Source organism: Micromonospora sp. NBC_00421 (assembly GCF_036017915.1).
GTDB lineage: Bacteria > Actinomycetota > Actinomycetes > Mycobacteriales > Micromonosporaceae > Micromonospora.
Genome location: NZ_CP107929.1, coordinates 4,907,643 through 4,924,720, shown reverse-complemented (window position 1 = coordinate 4,924,720; position 17,078 = coordinate 4,907,643). Strand labels below are relative to the sequence as shown.

13 protein-coding genes are annotated in these 17,078 nt (G+C 74.0%); 2 read left to right on the top strand and 11 right to left on the bottom strand.

From position 1 onward, the window contains the following. Positions 1-122: 122 nt before the first annotated feature. The 9 genes from cydC to deoC all read right to left on the bottom strand — a co-directional run bounded on the left by cydC (position 123) and on the right by deoC (position 11,186). A complete protein-coding gene (cydC, locus tag OHQ87_RS20675) occupies positions 123-1,982 on the bottom strand; it encodes a thiol reductant ABC exporter subunit CydC (protein ID WP_328340239.1) in 1,860 nt (619 codons plus the stop codon). Continuing rightward, positions 1,979-3,715 (bottom strand): thiol reductant ABC exporter subunit CydD, encoded by a 1,737-nt coding sequence (cydD, locus tag OHQ87_RS20670; RefSeq protein WP_328340237.1) that lies wholly within the window; start codon positions 3,713-3,715, stop codon positions 1,979-1,981. Before cydD ends, cydC begins: the two co-directional genes overlap by 4 nt. Continuing rightward, positions 3,712-4,719 carry a cytochrome d ubiquinol oxidase subunit II gene (locus tag OHQ87_RS20665; protein WP_328340235.1) on the bottom strand — a complete coding sequence of 336 codons (1,008 nt, stop codon included), beginning with the start codon at positions 4,717-4,719 and terminating at the stop codon, positions 3,712-3,714. Before OHQ87_RS20665 ends, cydD begins: the two co-directional genes overlap by 4 nt. 11 nt (positions 4,720-4,730) lie before the next feature. Then, positions 4,731-5,981 (bottom strand): cytochrome ubiquinol oxidase subunit I, encoded by a 1,251-nt coding sequence (locus tag OHQ87_RS20660; protein WP_328340233.1) that lies wholly within the window; start codon positions 5,979-5,981, stop codon positions 4,731-4,733. 510 nt (positions 5,982-6,491) lie between these two features. Further along, positions 6,492-7,397 (bottom strand): M56 family metallopeptidase, encoded by a 906-nt coding sequence (locus OHQ87_RS20655; RefSeq protein ID WP_328340232.1) that lies wholly within the window; start codon positions 7,395-7,397, stop codon positions 6,492-6,494. Positions 7,398-7,407: 10 nt separating this feature from the next. After that, positions 7,408-7,896 carry a BlaI/MecI/CopY family transcriptional regulator gene (locus tag OHQ87_RS20650; protein WP_328340231.1) on the bottom strand — a complete coding sequence of 163 codons (489 nt, stop codon included), beginning with the start codon at positions 7,894-7,896 and terminating at the stop codon, positions 7,408-7,410. Between the two features lie 53 nt (positions 7,897-7,949). Continuing rightward, positions 7,950-8,774: an aldehyde dehydrogenase family protein gene (locus tag OHQ87_RS20645; RefSeq protein WP_328340229.1), complete on the bottom strand. Its 825-nt coding sequence runs from the start codon at positions 8,772-8,774 to the stop codon at positions 7,950-7,952. Then, positions 8,767-10,191 carry an aldehyde dehydrogenase family protein gene (locus tag OHQ87_RS20640; RefSeq protein ID WP_328348930.1) on the bottom strand — a complete coding sequence of 475 codons (1,425 nt, stop codon included), beginning with the start codon at positions 10,189-10,191 and terminating at the stop codon, positions 8,767-8,769. Before OHQ87_RS20640 ends, OHQ87_RS20645 begins: the two co-directional genes overlap by 8 nt. Before the next feature lie 5 nt (positions 10,192-10,196). Beyond that, complete coding sequence (deoC, locus tag OHQ87_RS20635) at positions 10,197-11,186, bottom strand: deoxyribose-phosphate aldolase (RefSeq protein WP_328340227.1); 990 nt, start codon at positions 11,184-11,186, stop codon at positions 10,197-10,199. Positions 11,187-11,331: 145 nt separating this feature from the next. Between deoC and upp the strand changes: the two genes are divergently transcribed. Together upp and OHQ87_RS20625 are read left to right on the top strand one after the other, a co-directional pair. After that, a complete protein-coding gene (gene upp / locus OHQ87_RS20630) occupies positions 11,332-11,964 on the top strand; it encodes a uracil phosphoribosyltransferase (protein WP_088643926.1) in 633 nt (210 codons plus the stop codon). A gap of 195 nt (positions 11,965-12,159) precedes the next feature. Then, positions 12,160-12,843, top strand: coding sequence for a GOLPH3/VPS74 family protein (locus OHQ87_RS20625; protein WP_328340222.1), 684 nt, complete (start codon positions 12,160-12,162; stop codon positions 12,841-12,843). Between the two features lie 208 nt (positions 12,844-13,051). Here the strand turns inward: OHQ87_RS20625 and OHQ87_RS20620 are convergent, their stop codons facing one another. Both OHQ87_RS20620 and OHQ87_RS20615 read right to left on the bottom strand, forming a co-directional pair. Further along, positions 13,052-14,725 carry a phospho-sugar mutase gene (locus tag OHQ87_RS20620; RefSeq protein ID WP_328340220.1) on the bottom strand — a complete coding sequence of 558 codons (1,674 nt, stop codon included), beginning with the start codon at positions 14,723-14,725 and terminating at the stop codon, positions 13,052-13,054. Between the two features lie 92 nt (positions 14,726-14,817). Then, entirely contained in the window at positions 14,818-17,019 is a 2,202-nt protein-coding gene (locus tag OHQ87_RS20615; protein WP_328340218.1) for a protein kinase domain-containing protein, read from the bottom strand. Positions 17,020-17,078: the final 59 nt, after the last annotated feature.

The window sequence follows — 17,078 nt, the reverse complement described above, 5'->3', positions numbered from 1 at the left end:
ACCACCCTGCCACGACAGCTGTCGCCGCGCGTCGGGGAGATTCCCGGACCCGCGTTCCGGACGCCGATCCGGGTACGGGACGCCGACCGGCCCGGGACGTCGGGCCGGGCCCCGGTGTTCATTCAGGGCGTCAGGGCCAGGTATCCGCGTTCGGCGGCCTCCTGCAGCAGCCACTGGTCCCGGTACCAGCCCGGGGCGGCGACCAGGTCGGTGTGCCGCCCGCGCTGGGCCACCCGGCCGGCGACCAGCACCACGACCTCGTCGAAACCGGCCAGGCCACTGAGCCGGTGGCTGATCAGCAGCACCGAGCGCCCGGCAGGGGTGGCCGCCAGCACCCCGGCGAGCACCGCGTCGGCGGCGACCGGGTCGAGGCCCTCGGTCGGTTCGTCGAGCACCAGCACACCGGGGGCGGCGAGCAGGGCCCGGGCCAGGGCGAGCCGCTGCCGCTGCCCACCGGAGAGCTGACCGCCCTCCTCACCGACCAGGGTGTCCCAACCGTCCGGCTGGGCGCGTACCCAGTCGAGCAGACCGGCGGTGCGGGTCGCGTCGGCCAGTTCCGCCTCGTCCGCGTCCGGCCGGCCGAGCAGCAGGTTCTCCCGCACCGAGGCGTGGAAGACGTACGCCTCGGCGAGCAGTCCGCCGATCTGCCGGGGCAGCTCCTCGGCCGGGTACGTCGACACGTCCCGGCCGGCCAGGGTGACCCGGCCGGCGTCGGGTCGTACCGCTCCGGTCAGCACGGCGGCCAGCGTGCTCTTGCCGGCGCCGCTCGGCCCGACGATCGCGATCCGACGGCCGGCGGGCAGGTCGAGGCCGATCCCGTCCAGGGCGGGCGCGGCACCTTCCCGGTACCGGACGACGACCCCGTCGAACCGCACGTCGTGCGCGGCCGCCCCCGGCCGCCCCACCGTGCCACCCGCCGCCCCACCGACGACCGGGCCATCACGCACCGGCCCGTCGTGCACCGGCCCGTCGTGCACCGGCCCGTCGGACACCGGCCCGTCGGACACCGCGGCACCGGGCACCGCCGGGCCGTCGAGCAGGCTGGCGACCCGGGCCAGGCCGGCGCGGAGCTGGGTGCGCTGTCGGGCCGCGCCGACCAGCGCCAACGCGATCTCCACAGCGGCCAGGGCACCGACGGCGAGCACGCCCACCAGTACCCCGTCCACCCCGGAGCGCAGTGCGGTCAGCACCACCCCGGCGGCGGTCGCCCCGGCCACCAGCACCCCCGCCGCGTCCACCGCGAATCCGGTCGCGGCGAGCCGGCGCTCCAGTCGGGCCAGCCGGTCGGCGCGGCTCGTCGCGGCCCGCAGCGCCTGGTCGGTGGCCCCGAAGGCAGCCAGGTCGGCGGCACCGTGGGTGAGGTCGACGGCGTCGCTGGCGAGCGCCCCGCGCAGCGGCGCCACCTCGTCGGCGGCCCGCCGGGTCAGTGCGGTGGCCAGCACCGGCAGCGCCACCCCGGCGACCAGGAGGCCGACCGCGAGCACCCCGGCCGAGGGCGGCGAGACCAGGGCGGCCCCACCGACGGCCAGCACCCCGACCAGCGCAGCCGCCGCCCCGGGTACGAGGACCCGGAGCAGCAGATCCTGTACCGCCTCCACGTCGGAGACCAGCCGACTCAGGGCGTCCCCGGTGCGGTGGCCGGCGGAACCGGGTCGGGTGGCGAGAGTGGCGAAGACTCTGGCCCGGACGTCGGTGATCATGCGGAGTACGGCGTCGTGGCCGGCGAGTCGTTCGGTGTAACGCAGCACGCCCCGGCTGATGGCCAGTGCCCGGACGGCGACGATGGCGACGGTGAGCCGGTCCAGCGGTGGCTGGCCGGCGGCGCTCATCAGCAGCCAGGTGGCGGTGGCCATCAGGGCCAGCCCGGCGAACTCGGTGGCCGAGGCGAGCAGCCCGGCCCCGAGCAGCCGACCCAGGTACGGCCGGGCCAGCCGCAGCACCACCCGCTCGGGTCGAACGGCGGGAACGGGACCGGTGGTCATCGACTGGCCTCCCCGGCCGGGCTCGGGGTCAGTTCGGTCACCCGGCCGGCGGCGACGTGCAGCACCCGGTCGGCGTCCGCCAACAGCGCCGGCCGGTGCGCCACCAGCAGGGCGGTACGGCCGGCCACCAGTCGCCGGGTGGCGTCCAGGACTGTCGTCTCGCTCGCCGTGTCCAGCCGGGCGGTCGGCTCGTCCAGCAGCACCAGCGGGGCGTCCCGGAGGAACGCTCGGGCCAGCGCGACGCGCTGCCGTTGACCGCTGGACAGCCCGTGGCCGCGTTCGCCGAGCAGGGTGTCCAGCCCGTCGGGCAGGGCCGTCACGACCTCGTCCAGCGCGGCGTCGGCGACCGCGTCGGCCAGGGCGGCGTCCGGGGTGTCGGGGGCACCGAGCCGGATGTTGTCGGCCAACGTGGCGGCGAACAGGTGGGCCCGCTGCGGCACCCAGGCGATCCGCCGACGCCAGTCGTCCAGGTCGACGTCGGCCAGGTCGACCCCGTCGACGGTGATCCGGCCGGCGGTCGGGGTGACGAAGCCGAGCAGCAGGCCGAGCAGGGTGCTCTTGCCGGCGCCGCTCGGCCCGACGACGGCGATCCGCTCGCCGGGTCGGACGGTGAGCGTGACGTCCCGCAGGGCGGTGGTCCGCTCGTATGCGACGGTGACGTCGTAGAACCGGATCTCGCCGCCCCCCGACGGTGCCGGACGGACCGCGGCCACCGGACGAGCGGCCATCGGACCAGCGGCCACCGGACCAGCGGCCACCGGACCGGCGGCGGCGGCCGGACCGGCGGGTACGGCGGAGACGGTCAGCGCCTCGTCCAGCGCGGTGAGCCCCTCCATGCTGGCGTGGAACCGGCTACCGGCCGCCCGCAACGGCAGGTACGCCTCCGGGGTGAGCAGCAGCACCAGCAGCGCGGTGGCCAGGGTGATCCCGCCGTCCAGCAGCCGGATGCCGACCGGCACCGCGACCAGCGCCACCGACAGGGTGGCGACCAGCTCCAGCACCAGCGCGGAGAGGAAGGCGATCCGCAGGGTCTTCATGGTGGCGACCCGGTGCCCGTCGGCCATCCGGCGGACCACCTCGGTCTGCGCCCGGGCCCGACCGAACGCGCGCAGGGTGGGCAGCCCGGCGACCATGTCGAGGAAGTGCCCGCCGAGCATCGACAGCCGACGCCACTGCCGTTCGGTGGCGGCCTGGGCCTGCCAGCCGAGCAGCGCGCCGAAGACCGGGATCAGCGGGATGGTGAGCACGATGATCAGGGCCGAGCTCCAGTCGGCGAAGACCAGCCGGGCCAGCACGGCGGCCGGCACGGTGACGCTGAGCACGAGTTGGGGGAGGTAGCCGGTGAAGTAGGCGTCCAGCGCGTCGAGGCCGCGCCCGGTGAGGGTGGCGAGCTGCCCGGCCCGCTGACCGGCGACCCAGCCGGGCCCGTGCCGGCCGACGGCGGCGAGCAGATCGGCGCGGAGCGTCGCCTTCACTGTGGCGGCGGCCCGCGCGGCGACGGTGCCCTGCCCCCAGGAGACCACGGCCCGCGCACCGACGGCGGTGACGAAGCCGGCCAGCGCGACGGTGTCCAGCCGGCCGTGGATGGCGGTGGCGAGCACCGTGGCCAGGGCGGTGGCCTGCGCGACGACAAGCAGCGCGGTGAGTCCGCCGAGGGCGGCGAGCACGGCGAGGTCGCGCCGGGCCGCGGGAACCCGGCGCAGCAGACGCGGGTCGAAGGGACGGCGGTTCACCAGTACACCGGTCCCCTGCCGTCGGTCCGTCCCCGGAACACCCACCAGCACATTGCCTGGAAGCCTAGTAGGGCCGGCAGCAGGGGCAGCGTCAGCCAGCCCAGCAGCCGCAGCGTCGGCCCGCTGGCCGCCGCGTCGGCGACGTCCACCGTGGCCGCGGGGTCGACCGTGGAGACCAGCACGGCCGGCCAGAGCGCCGCGCCGACCAGGGCCACCGGTAGCGCGAGCGCCGCGCCGGTGGCGGCCAGGGCCACCCCGGGACGACCCCGACCGAGCGCCGCACGGGCCGCCAGCAGCGCCCCGACCAGCAGCACCACAAGCAGTACGGCGGGCAGCGGCTGGCGGGTCGCCGCGCGTACCCGCTCGGAGAGCAGGCCGAGCGCGGTGGCGGTGGCGACCGCGGCGAGTGCCCCGACGACCAACCGGCGGGCCAGCCGGGCGGTGGCCGGCGCGTCGGCGGCCGGCAGTCGCAGGGTGAGGAAGGTCGCACCGTGCGCCGCGACCAGGGTGAGCAGGGCGAGCCCGGTGGCGGCGACGAACGGGGTCGCCAGGTGGGTCTGCCCGGCGACGCGACCGTCGGTGTGGATCGGCAGGCCCTGGAGCAGCCCGGCGAGCAGCGCGCCCCAGCCGAACGCGGCCAGCGCGCTGCCGGCCACGATCACCCGGTCCCACCCCCGGCGGGCGGCCGGTCCGGTGGGGCGGCTGCGCAGCTGCACCCCGGCGGTGACCAGGATCACCCCGACCAACGCCCCGGCCACGGCGGGGTAGTGGCCGGAGAGGAGTTCCCCTTCCAGGGTGGGGAAGGCGCCGAAGAGAATGCCGACGGCGGCCACCAGCCAGACCTCGTTGCCGAGGAAGAACGGGCCGAGCGCGGTGAGCCCGGCACGGCGGGCGGCCGGGGTGTCGTGCCGGGCGAGCAGCAGGCCCACCCCGTAGTCCAGGCCGCCGAGGACGAGGTAGCCGGCGAAGAAGAGGCCGAGCAGGGCGAACCAGACGAGTGCCATCGGGGGTCCTCTCAGGCGAAGGCGGGGGTGGGCCGGGGCTCGTCCCCGAGGACGCCGGGCGGACGACCGAGCGCCGGATCGGTGGCGCCCCGGGCGGCGTGCCGGGCGAGCAGCGTCCAGTTGGCGACGGTGAGCGCGCCGAGCAGCAGGCTGAAGCCGATCAGCGAGGCGAGCATCAGGCCCGGGTCGACGTCGGAGACGGCCCGGCCCGTGGGGAGCAGCCCGTACGCGGCCCAGGGCTGCCGGCCGACCTCCCGGGCGAGCCAGCCGAGGATCACCGCGACGAAGGGCAGCGGCAGGGCGAGCAGGGTCAGCCAGAGCGGGAAACGCAGCCGGATCACCAGGTCCCGCCAGAGCAGCGGCAGCAGCAGCCAGACGCAGCCCAGGGTGAAGCCGATCAGGATCATGAAGCCGAGTCCGACGCTGGACAGCGCCGGTGGGGTGTAGTCACCCGGGCCGAACCGGGTGGTCCACTCGGCGACCGCGGCGTCGGCGGTCGGGCCGCCGCCGAACTTGGTGGGTTGGAACTCGCCGACCGGCCCGAACTGGGCGAAGCCGAAACCCTGCACCAGACTGACCGCCAGGGCCGCGGTCACCAGCCCGATCCGCAGCGAGGTGCGGTGCAGGGCGAAGTCGGTGGTACGCCGCAGCAGGTGCCAGGCGCTGACCGAGGCCATCAGCATGCCCCCGGTGAGCAGGCCGGCGGCGAGCACGTGGCCGAGGGCCATCCCCAGGGTCGGATTGGTGAGCAGCGCCCCGAAGTCGGTGAGCTGGGCGACGCCGTCGCGTACCTGGTAGCCGACCGGGTGCTGGAGCCAGGCGTTCGCCACCATGATCCAGAAAGCGGAGGCGTACGCGGTGAGCGCGACTCCCCAGAGCAGCGCCAGGTGCACCCCCCGACGCAACCGGTGCCAGCCGAAGATCCACATGCCGAGGAATGTGGATTCCAGGAAGAACGCCACGAGCGTCTCGATCGCCAACGGGGCCCCGAAGACGTTGCCGACGTAGCGCGACAGCCCGCTCCAGTTCAGCCCGAACTGGAACTCCATGACGATGCCGCTGGCGATGCCGAGCACGTAGTTGATCACGTAGAGCTGGCCCCAGAAGCGGGTCAGCCGTTCCCACTTCGGGTTCCCGGTGAGGAACCACGTGGTCTGCATGCCGACCAGCAGGGTGACCAGCCCGAGGGTGACCACGACGAAGAGGAAGTGCAGCGAGGTGGTGGTGGCGAACTGCAGGCGCGCGAGGAGCAGGGTGTCCATGACCGCTCTCCAAGGGGTTGGCTCGCTTGTCGTAGCCACCCTACACGTAGCTTGCCTACCTATAAGCCGCGCACCAACCCCCAACCCTCCCCGCCACCCCACCACCCCGCCTCACGCCGCCCACGCCCGCCCGCCCACGCACACCCGCCCACGCACACCCGCCCACGCCGCCGTGCGCAAGATCGTGCTCTAACTAGGAAACCAACACCGTTGCGTCAACGCCGTGGGCGGCTGGTCAACCTGCCCGATCGGGGAGCGGGGTGGGCCCGCTTGGCGATCATGGAGTGGTGGTGCCGACCTTGGGGGCTTTACGGGCGTTCTGTCGCCCACCACAACTCCATGATCGGCGAGGCAGCGCTGGTTGACGAAGAGCCGTTCCACCTAACGCAACGGTGTTGAGAACCTGGATGTAGTGCGATCTTGGGACAGCACGGCCCTGGGTGGTGACGTGCAAGGGAGCAGGTGGGTGCGGGGAGCGGGTGAGTGTGAGGGGCGGGTGGGTGCGGGGCGTCAGCTCAGGAAGAGGGAGATCGGGAGGGCGGCCAGGGTGGTCGTCACCGCCAGCGCGGCGGCACCCAGCAGCCGGGGCGGCCGGTCGGCGGCGAGCAGCCGCTGCACCCGTACGTCGAGATCGCGGTCACCCATGCCCAGCGCGCCGGCCGGGGTGACCCGGTCACCGCAGGCGGCGAAGCGGCGCAGCGCGCCCGCCAGTGGCGCCTCGGCGTGCAGCTCACGGGCCTTGTCGTCGGCCCGCATCTCGACCAGCAGGGCCACCCGCTCGTGTGCGGCGCGTACCCAGCGGAACCAGGGCAGTGCCCGGCAGAGTGCGGTGAACGGCAGCAGCACCAGGTCGTGCCGCTCCTGGGCGTGTGCCCGCTCGTGGGCGAGTACCGCCGCCAACTCGGCCCGGTCCAGCAGGCTGAGGGTGCCGGCGCTGACCACCACCCGGGGTCGCACCCCGGGCAGGCAGTACGCGGCGGCGCTGGGATGGTCGAGCACCAGCGCGCCGGGAACCGTCGGGTCCCGCCGGGCGACCAGGGTGAGCAGGTCCCGATGGCGACGCTGGGCCCGGACGGTGGAGTGCACGCTGCGTACGGTCGTGGCGAGCAGCACCGCGCCGATGCCGAAGCCGACCCCCACCAGGCCCAGGTGGACGGCGGTCACCCCGACCGGGAGCGTGCCGTGGCCGAGGTCGTCGGCGAGGGCCAGCAGCGCACCGCCTGTCGGTCGGTCGTACGCGGCGAGCCCGAGCGCCATCGGCAGGCCCATCGCGGACAGGCCGAGCGCCAGCCCGACCGCCTGCCAGCAGACGATCGCGACCCGGGGGGCCCGCCATGTCCAGGTGGAACCGGCCAGGACCTGAGCGGTCAGCCAGCAGGCCAGGACCGCCCCGGCGAAGTGCACGGCGTACGCCACGGTGGTCGCCCTACCGGTCCGTCGCCTCGTCGGCGACCCTGGCCCGGCTGACCCGGTGATCCTCGGCACGGTCGGTCAGCCCCGCCTCGTGCCGGGTCGGTGGTACCTCGTGCCGGGTCGGCTCGGCACCGGTCAGGCCCGCCTCCGCGCCGAGCGCCGCCCGCAGCACCTCGGCCTCGGTGCCGGTCACCGAGCGGGCGAAGCGCACCAGCGCGGCGTCCCGGCTGCCGCCGAGGTCCAGGGCGTCGAGCATGAGCCGGGCGATGTGCGCCTCACGGCTGGCGGCGGCCCGGTAGCGCCACGCCCGTCCCTCGCGTTCCCGCTGCACCATGCCCTTGCCGGCGAGCCGGTCCAGCACCGTCATCACCGTCGTGTACGCCAACTCGCGCCCGTCCAGCGCCTCGGCGACCTCGCGCACGGTCACCCCGTCCGACGTGCCCGGGACCACGTCCCAGAGCACGTCCATCACCGCCCGCTCAAGATCGCCCAACCGAGTCACCCGCTAATCCTACCCCCCGTAGTAGAACCCCTCCCAAGGCAGGACACCCGCGATCACACCCCCTTGGGGTGCCAGACCGTCTTGGTCTCCAGCAGGGCGGTCATCCGGGCCAGGCCCGGGTCGCCCGTCCAGTCGTGGTCGGCCGAGGTCGGCCGGAGGACCCGCTTGAGGTTCTCCGCCGCCCTGGCCTCCAGGTCGGTCGCCAACTCGGGGTCGGTCACCCCGGCCAGGTCGATCGCGTTGACGTCCAGGTGCGCGGCAAGCGTCGGCGCGGTCTCGGTGATCCGGCCGGTGAGCAGGTTGACCACCCCGCCGGGCAGGTCGGAGGTGGCAAGCACCTCGGCCAGGGTCACCGCCGCCAGCGGGGCCGACGGGGAGGCCGTCACCACCACCGTGTTGCCGGTGACGATGGCCGGGGCGATCACGCTGACCAGGCCGAGCAGCGCCGGGGTCTCGGGGGCCACCACGGCCACCACCCCGGTCGGCTCGGGCGCGGAGAGGTTGAAGTACGGCCCGGCGACCGGGTTCGCGCCGCCGTACACCTGGGGGAGCTTGTCGGCCCAGCCGGCATACCAGACCCAGCGGTCGATCGCCGCGTCCACCTCGTCGCCGGGGATGCCGAGCGCGACGAACTGCTCGCGGCGGCCCTCCAGCATCTCGGCCACCCGGTAGAGGATCTGACCCCTGTTGTACGCGGTCGCGCCGGCCCACCCCTTGACGGCGGCCCGCGCGGCGACCACGGCGTCCCGCGCGTCCTTGCGAGAGGCCAGTGACACGTTCGAGGACTGCACGAGATACGACCGTCCCGACTCGCTGCGCGGGAACTTCCCGCCGATGAAGAGCTTGTACGTCTTGCGTACCGCGACCCGCTCAGACATTGAGGTACGCCTCCAGCCCGTGCCGGCCACCCTCGCGGCCGTAGCCCGACTCCTTGTAGCCGCCGAACGGCGAGGTCGGGTCGAACTTGTTGAACGTGTTGGCCCAGACCACCCCGGCGCGCAGCCGGTCGGCCGTCCACAGGATGCGGGAGCCCTTGTCGGTCCAGATCCCGGCCGACAGCCCGTAGGGCGTGTTGTTGGCCTTCTCCACCGCCTCGGCCGGGGTGCGGAAGGTCAGCACCGACAGCACCGGGCCGAAGATCTCCTCGCGGGCGACCCGGTGCGCCTGGGTGACCCCGGTGAAGATCGTCGGCGCGAACCAGAATCCCCGGTCGGGCAGCTCGCACGGCGGTGACCAGCGCTGCGCGCCCTCGGCGGCCCCGGCGTCGGACAGTTCCCGGATCCGGGCGAGCTGGGCGGCCGAGTTGATCGCCCCGACGTCGGTGTTCTTGTCCAGCGGGTCGCCGACCCGCAGCAGCGCCATCCGTCGCTTGAGCGCGTCGAGCACCTGCTCGGCGACGTTCTCCTGGACCAGCAGCCGGGAGCCGGCGCAGCAGACGTGACCCTGGTTGAAGAAGATGCCGTTGACGATCCCCTCGACGGCCTGGTCGACCGGAGCGTCGTCGTAGACGATGTTGGCGGCCTTGCCGCCCAGCTCCAGGGTGACCTTCTTGCGGGTGCCGGCCACCGACCGGGCGATGGCCTTGCCGACCCCGGTGGAGCCGGTGAAGGCGACCTTGTCCACGCCCGGGTGCTCCACCAGCGCCCGGCCGGTGTCGCCCGCGCCGGTGACGATGTTGACCACGCCGGCCGGCAGGTCGGCCTGCTGGCAGATCTCGGCGAACAGCAGCGCGGTCAGCGGGGTGGTCTCGGCGGGCTTGAGCACCACGGTGTTGCCGGCGGCGAGCGCCGGGGCGACCTTCCAGGCGAGCATGAGCAGCGGGAAGTTCCACGGGATGACCTGGGCGGCCACCCCGAGCGGCTGCGGGTCGGCCCCGAACCCCGCGTGCGGCAGCTTGTCGGCCCAGCCGGCGTAGTAGAAGAAGTGCGCGGCGACAAGCGGCAGGTCGACGTCCCGGGATTCCCGGATCGGCTTGCCGTTGTCGAGCGACTCCAGCACCGCCAGCTCGCGGGAGCGTTCCTGGACGATCCGGGCGATCCGGTACAGGTACTTGGCCCGGTCCCGGCCCGGCATCGGCCCCCAGACCTTGTCGTACGCCTTGCGGGCGGCGCGGACCGCCCGGTCGACGTCCTGCGTGCCGGCCCAGGTGACCTCGGCGAGCACCTCCTCGGTGGCCGGGTTGACCGTCTTGTCGAGATTTTCGCCGTCGACGAATTCGCCGTCGATGAACAGACCGTAGGACGACCTGATGTCGACGATCGCGCGCGACTCGGGCGCAGGGGCGTATTCGAACATCATGCTCAGTCCAGGGTGAAGTAGTCGGGACCGGAGTAGATGCCGGTCGTCAGCTTGGTGCGCTGCATGAGCAGGTCGTTGAGCAGGCTGGACGCGCCGAACCGGAACCAGTCCGGGCTCAGCCAGTCGGCGCCGACGGTCTCGTTGACCATGACCAGGTACTTGATCGCGTCCTTGGTGTTCTTGATCCCGCCGGCCGGCTTCACGCCGACCTGCCTCCCGGTGGCGGCCCGGAAGTCGCGGACCGCCTCCAGCATCACCAGGGTCACCGGCAGGGTGGCGGCGACCGGGACCTTGCCGGTGGAGGTCTTGATGAAGTCGCCGCCGGCCAGCATCGCCAGCCAGGAGGCCCGCCGGACGTTGTCGTAGGTGGCCAACTCGCCGGTCTCCAGGATCACCTTGAGGTGGGCTGCCGGTCGCCCCTGGCGACCGCCATCAGCAGAGCCACAGGCCTCTTTGACCGCCTTGATCTCGTCGTAGACCTCGGTGTAGCGCCCGGCCAGGAACGCACCCCGGTTGATCACCATGTCGATCTCGTCGGCTCCGGCGGCGACGGCCGCCCGGGTGTCGGCGAGCTTGACGTCGAGGGGCGCCTGCCCGGACGGGAACGCGGTCGCCACGCTGGCCAGGTGCACGGCGCTGCCGCGCAGCACCTCGGCCACGTACGGCACCATCGCCGGGTAGACGCAGACCGCGCCGACGTGCGGGCAGGTCGGGTCGGCCGGGTCCGGGCGCAGTGCCTTGGCGGCCAGGGCGCGTACCTTGCCCGGGGTGTCGGCCCCCTCCAGGGTGGTCAGGTCGACCATCCGGATGGCCAGGTCGATCGCCTGGGCCTTGGCGGTGGTCTTGATCGAGCGGGTGCCGAGCTGTGCCGCCCGCTGCTCCGCGCCGACCTGGTCCACCCCGGGCAGGCCGTGCAGGAAGGTCCGCAACGCGGTCTCGGATCGCCCCAGCTCGGACAGGTCCGACCGGGCCGACGTCGTTGTCGCCGTCATGCCCCGAATACTACGCAGCCGCGCGTCGGGTGATCCTGGTCACAGTGCTCAGGGTGGGCGGCGCAACGGCACTGTGGGTGAGCGGCGTCGCGGCCCGCCGCGCACCCGTACTGCCGGCGGGGCCGGACCGGTAGGTTGAGCGATCGTGGACGTACACGTCATTGACCACCCGCTCGCCCAGTCGCGGCTGACCGCCATGCGGGACGCCCGGACCGACTCGTCGTCGTTCCGGGCCGCGCTGCACGAACTCACCACCATGCTGGTGTACGAGGCCGCGCGCACCTTCCCGGTCGAGAAGTACCCGGTGCAGACCCCGGTCACCGGGGCCGAGGGCACCCGGTTGGCGAACCCGCCGCTGCTGGTGCCGGTGCTGCGGGCCGGCCTCGGGATGGCCGACGCCGCGCTCGGGCTGCTGCCGGAGTCGTCGATGGGCTTCGTCGGCCTGGCCCGCGACGAGGAGACGTACGAGCCGCGCGCCTACATGGAGTCGCTGCCCCGGGAGCTGGCCGGGCTGCCGGTGCTGGTGCTCGACCCGATGCTGGCCACCGGCGGTTCGCTGGAGCACTGCTGCCGGCTGCTCGCCGACCGGGGCTGCACCGACATCACCGTGCTCTGCGTGCTCGCCGCGCCGGTCGGCATCGCTCGGCTGGAGCGGTCCGGGCTGCCGCTGCGGCTGGTCACCGCGTCGATCGACGAGGGGCTGAACGACAACATGTTCATCGTCCCGGGCCTCGGTGACGCCGGTGACCGCCAGTTCGGCGGCATGCCCCGCTTCTGACCCGCGTGCCCGGTCCGCTCGGTTCCGTGCCTGGCCGCCCGGCCTCCGACCTGCGCGCAGCCGGCATGACCTGCTGCTGATTCGCGCAAAGCAGGCACGTCGCACTGGGCTGCCTGGACCGACCGGTGGGGTTGCCTTCCCACGGAACGCGAGTCGGGGCGCGCGCGGTGCGTTCAGGCGCTAGCGTCTCGGGCCATGACTGGTGTTGCTGTGGCCGAGGAGTTGTTGCTCCTCGCGTATGACGATGAATCCGGCAAGGCGACCATGCCCCGGATCGGCCTCGACCTGGGGATGGCCGCCGCCGTCCTGGTCGAGCTGGCCCTCGCCGGCCGGATCGCGTACGTCGATGGGAACCTGGCGGTGACCGACCCGACGCCGGTCGGCGAGCCGATCCTGGACGGGGTGCTGGGCCGGATGGCCGCCGACACCCCGCACAGCCCGTCCTCCTGGGTGCAGCGGCTGCGGCACGGCCTGCGTGACCGCATCCTCGGCGACCTGGTCGACCGGGGTGTGGTGCGTGATGTCGAGGAGACCGAGCTGGGCTTCATCGTGGTGCACCGCTACCCGACCACCGACCCGTCGGTGGAGCAGGACAGCCGGCGGCGACTGGCCGAGGCGCTGGCCGGCGAGCAGCTCCCCGACGAGCGGACCGCGGCGCTGGCCACGCTGGTGGCGGTGCTGCGGATGGAGCCGGCGCTCGGCCTGACCGGCACCGCCGCGCAGGACGCCCGGCGTCGGCTGGAGGAGATCGCCGGCGGGGCGGGCTTTTCCGGCACGATCAGCCTGGAGGAGTCGGTGGTCCGTCCCTCGGTCGCCCTGGTGGTCACCGCCCTCGGCCAGGCCGTCGACCACGCACTCGGCAAGCGCGCCGTGAGCTGACCCGGCCCGCCGCCACCGCACGCGGCCCCGACGGGTTGCGCGGGAGCCTCGCAGTTTCCTTGTTGTAGTGGCATCCGAGCGGGATGGATGCCACTACAACAAGGAAATTGAGTTGATCCCGCAGCGCGGGCGCGCGGAGGGAAATGTAGCGGGGCGCGTGGTGGGACACGCCGGCCGGACACGCGGCGGGGTGTGGGGCGGGGCGGGGTCAGATGCCGAGGGCGGTGGCGATCTCGGTGCGCAGGGTGGCGAGCGTGGCCGCGGCGCGGGTGCGGGCCGCCGGCACGTCCCCGTCCGAGACCGGCTCCACCACCTCCAGGTACGCCTTGAGCTTGGGCTCGGTGCCCGAGGGGCGGATCACCACCCGGGCGGCGGCGGTACGCAGGATCACCACGTCGGCGGCGGGCAGCAGATCCTGCGTCTCGGTGACCGGCGCACCGAGCAACGTGGTCGGGGTGGCCGCCCGGATCCGGGCCATCGCGTCGGCGATGATCCGCAGGTCGTCCACCCGGGCCGACAACTGGTCGGTGTGGTGCACGCCGAACTCGGCGGCCAACTCGTCCAGCCGGTCGGTCAGGGTGCGCCCCTGCGCCTTCAGGTCGGCGGCCAGCTCGGCGACGGTCAGCGCGGCGGTGATGCCGTCCTTGTCCCGCACGTGCCCGGGGGCCACGCAGTAGCCCAGCGCCTCCTCGTAGCCGTACGCCAGGGGTGGCGTCCCGCCCCCGGCCCGGACGATCCACTTGAACCCGGTCAACGTCTCGTCGTAGGCCCGGCCCCGGGCCGCGCACATCGCCCGCAGCAGGGACGACGACACGATCGTGGTGGCGTACAGGCCGTCGACGCCGCGCCGCATCAGGTGGTCGGCGAGCAGCACCCCCACCTCGTCCCCGCGCAACATCCGCCACCCCGCCCCGGCCGACGACTCGCGCACCACTACCGCGCAGCGGTCGGCGTCGGGGTCGTTGGCGATCGCCAGGTCGGCGGCGGTGGCGTCGGCGAGGGCCACCAACCGGTCCACCGCGCCGGGTTCCTCCGGGTTGGGGAAACTGACGGTGGGGAACGCCGGGTCCGGCTCCGCCTGGTCGGGCACCACCCCGGGAGTCGGGAAACCGGCCCGCGCGAAGGTCGCGGTCAGCACCGCCGCACCCACCCCGTGCAGCGGGGTGTACGCCACCCGCAGGTCGCGCGGTCCACCCGGGGTGATCACCGCGACGGCCCGCTCCACGTACGCGGCGACCAGGTCGTCGCCGAGCACCTGACCGGGCGGGCCCAGCGGCACCTGGGCCAGCGGGCCGACCGCCCGGATGGCCGCCTCGATGCCGGCGTCGGCGGGCGGGACGATCTGCGCACCCGCGCCGAGTGCCCCACCGAGCTGGGCACCCAGATAGACCTTGTAGCCGTTGTCCTGCGGCGGGTTGTGGCTGGCCGTCACCATCACCCCGGCCACCCCGCCGAGTCTGCGCACCGCGTACGCCAGCACGGGGGTGGGCAGCGGCCGGGGCAGCAGCAGCGCCGGCCGGCCCGCGCCGGTGGCGACCTGGGCGGTGCGCTCGGCGAACTCCCGGGAACCGTGCCGGGCGTCGTACCCGATGACCAGCGGACCCTCGCCGCCCTCGGCGGCGAGCCAGCCGACCAGCCCGGCCGCCGCCCGGGTGACCACCGCGAGGTTCATGCCGTTCGGGCCGGCGCGCAGCGGGCCGCGCAGACCGGCCGTGCCGAAGGTCAGCGGGCCGGCGAACCGGTCGGCCAGCTCCGGCGCGCTGGCCGGCAGCCGGTCGAGTACGGCCCGCAGCTCGTCCTGGCTGGCCGGGTCGGGGTCGTCGTCGAGCCAGCGTCGAGCCTGGTCGCGAATCCGGTCGAGGTCAGTGCTTTCCGCCGCCATTGCCTCTTGATAGCACGACGGCGGATCACCGCGTCCGGTCGACCCGGATCACCCCGTCGCGTGAACCGCTCCGGCCCACCCCGCGATCCGGCTCAGCTGGCCCCGGTGAGCTGGAAGGACTTGACCATCTCGTCGAAGATCGGCTTGCTCTCGGCGAACTTGGCGTCGTTGGCGGTCAGATAGAACGAGTAGATCCGGCCCTGGTGCACCAGACCCCGCCACACTCCGTGCCGCTTGGTGTCGCCCTCGCCGCAGGTGTACTCCAGCTCGGCGGCCGGCTTGCCGGCCAGGGTGTTCTCGGTGATGCCGACCTGCTGGTAGGGCTTCACGCAGGACCGGGAGCGGGTGCGCAGGCCGTCACCGGCCACCTCGGCCCAGCGGACCGAGGAACTGCCGCCCTTCTCGACCAGGATGCGGACCTTGCGGGTGTCGTCCTCGGGGTCGACGTAGTCGACCCAGTCGCCGGCGCTCTTACGCACCCACCCCTTCGGCACGTTCACCCGGATGCCCTTGGCGTCGTGTGCCTGCGTCTCGACTCCCCCACCACCTGCGGGCGCGCTCGGGCCGGCCTGTGGGGGAGGGGTCGGCTCCGGGTCGCCGCCGCCGAACAGCGCCACCGCGCCGATCAGCAGCACCACCGCCAGGCCACCGGCCGCCGCGAGCTGGATCTTGCGCGGCCAGTCCTTCACCGTGCCGACGAGTCGACCGCCGGCACCCTTCGCCCGGCCGAGCGCGCCACCCTCGGCCCCGCCCGGCGGCGGCGGGGGCGGCGACGTCCACGACTGCCCGGTGCCGGGGATGGACCACTGTCCGCCGTACACCGCCTGGGTCTGCTCGGATTTTCCGCCGCCGTAGATGGCCTGGGTCGGCTCGGCGGCCCCGTAGCCGGACCGGCTGGTCTCGGTGCCCGCGCCGATCCGCTGGGTGGCGTCCGGGTGCCCGCCGATCCGCTGGGTGGCCTCCGGGTGCCCGCCGTCGATGCGCTGGGTGGCGTCGGCGCTGCCGCCGCCGATGCGTTGGGTGGCCTCCGGGGCGTTGCCCGGGGTGATCCGCTGGGTGGCCTCCGCCGGCTTGCCGTACGTCCCGGCGGTCAGGTGGGCCGGCAGGGTGCCGGCGGTGGGCCCGCCCGGGGCCGACATCGCGCCGGTCGGGGTGTGCAGCGGGCCGGCGAGCGCGTCGGCGCTGGTGTCGTCGAGGGCGGCGGCGGAGGTCACCACCGGCTTGGGGCGTTCACCCCGGCGCAGCTTGGCCAGCCGGTCGGTGAGCGACTCGCCGGCGGCCAGCATCGCCCGGCCGCCGATCTGCCCGCTCGGCTTCGGCTCGGCCGGCGGCGTGGCGGTGACCGGCGGCGTCGACGGGCGCTGCACCGGCACCACCGAGTACGGGTCGGTGATCGAGTTGACCGCGGTCGCCGTGCTGGTCAGCGGGCCGGCGAGCAGTTCGCGCAGCATCGCCCGCGCGGTGTGCACGTCCAGCCGGCGGGCCGGGTCCTTTTCCAGCAGGCCCATCAGCACCCGGGTCAGCGGGCCGCTGCGCTGCGGGGTGGCCGGCGGGTCCTCGACCACCGCGTGCATGGTCTCGATCGGGTCGCCCTTGTCGAACGGGGGTCGCCCCTCGACCGCCGTGTAGAGCGTCACGCCCAGCGAGAACAGGTCGCTGGGTGGGCCGAAATCCTGCCCCATGGCGCGCTCGGGGGAGATGAAGTGCGGCGAGCCGAGCACCATCCCGGGGGTGGTGAGCTGGACGTCGGTGGGCATCCGGGCCACCCCGAAGTCGGTCAGCACGCAGCGGCCGTCGGTGCAGATCAGCACGTTCGCCGGCTTGACGTCGCGGTGCAGCACCCCGTTGGCGTGCGCCACCTCCAGCGCGCCGAGCAGCGCGATGCCGATCTTGGCGACCGCGCGACCGGCCACCGGACCGTCCTCGATCACCATGTCGGCGAGGCTGCGGGCGTCCAGCAGCTCCATCACGATCCACGGGCGGCCACCCTCGGTGACCACGTCGTAGACCTGGACCACTGCCGGGTGCTGGATCGCGGCGGCGGCGCGGGCCTCACGCAGGGTGCGTTCGTACATCGCGTCCCGGTCGCTGGGGGCCAGCCCCGGCGGCAGGACGACCTCCTTGACCGCCACGTCACGCCGCAGCAGGGTGTCTGTCGCGCGCCAGACCGTGCCCATGCCGCCGTTGCCCACCGAGGAGCGCAGCGAGTACCGGCCACCGATGGTGGTGCCGGGTGCCGCGCGTCCGTTGGGGGGACTCACAGGTCCGCCGCTCCACGTCGGGATCTGAGTCACAGAAAAGCCACCGGGAAAGTCGAGGGGGCTGGGACACAACCTCTCTATCTTGCTGGTTC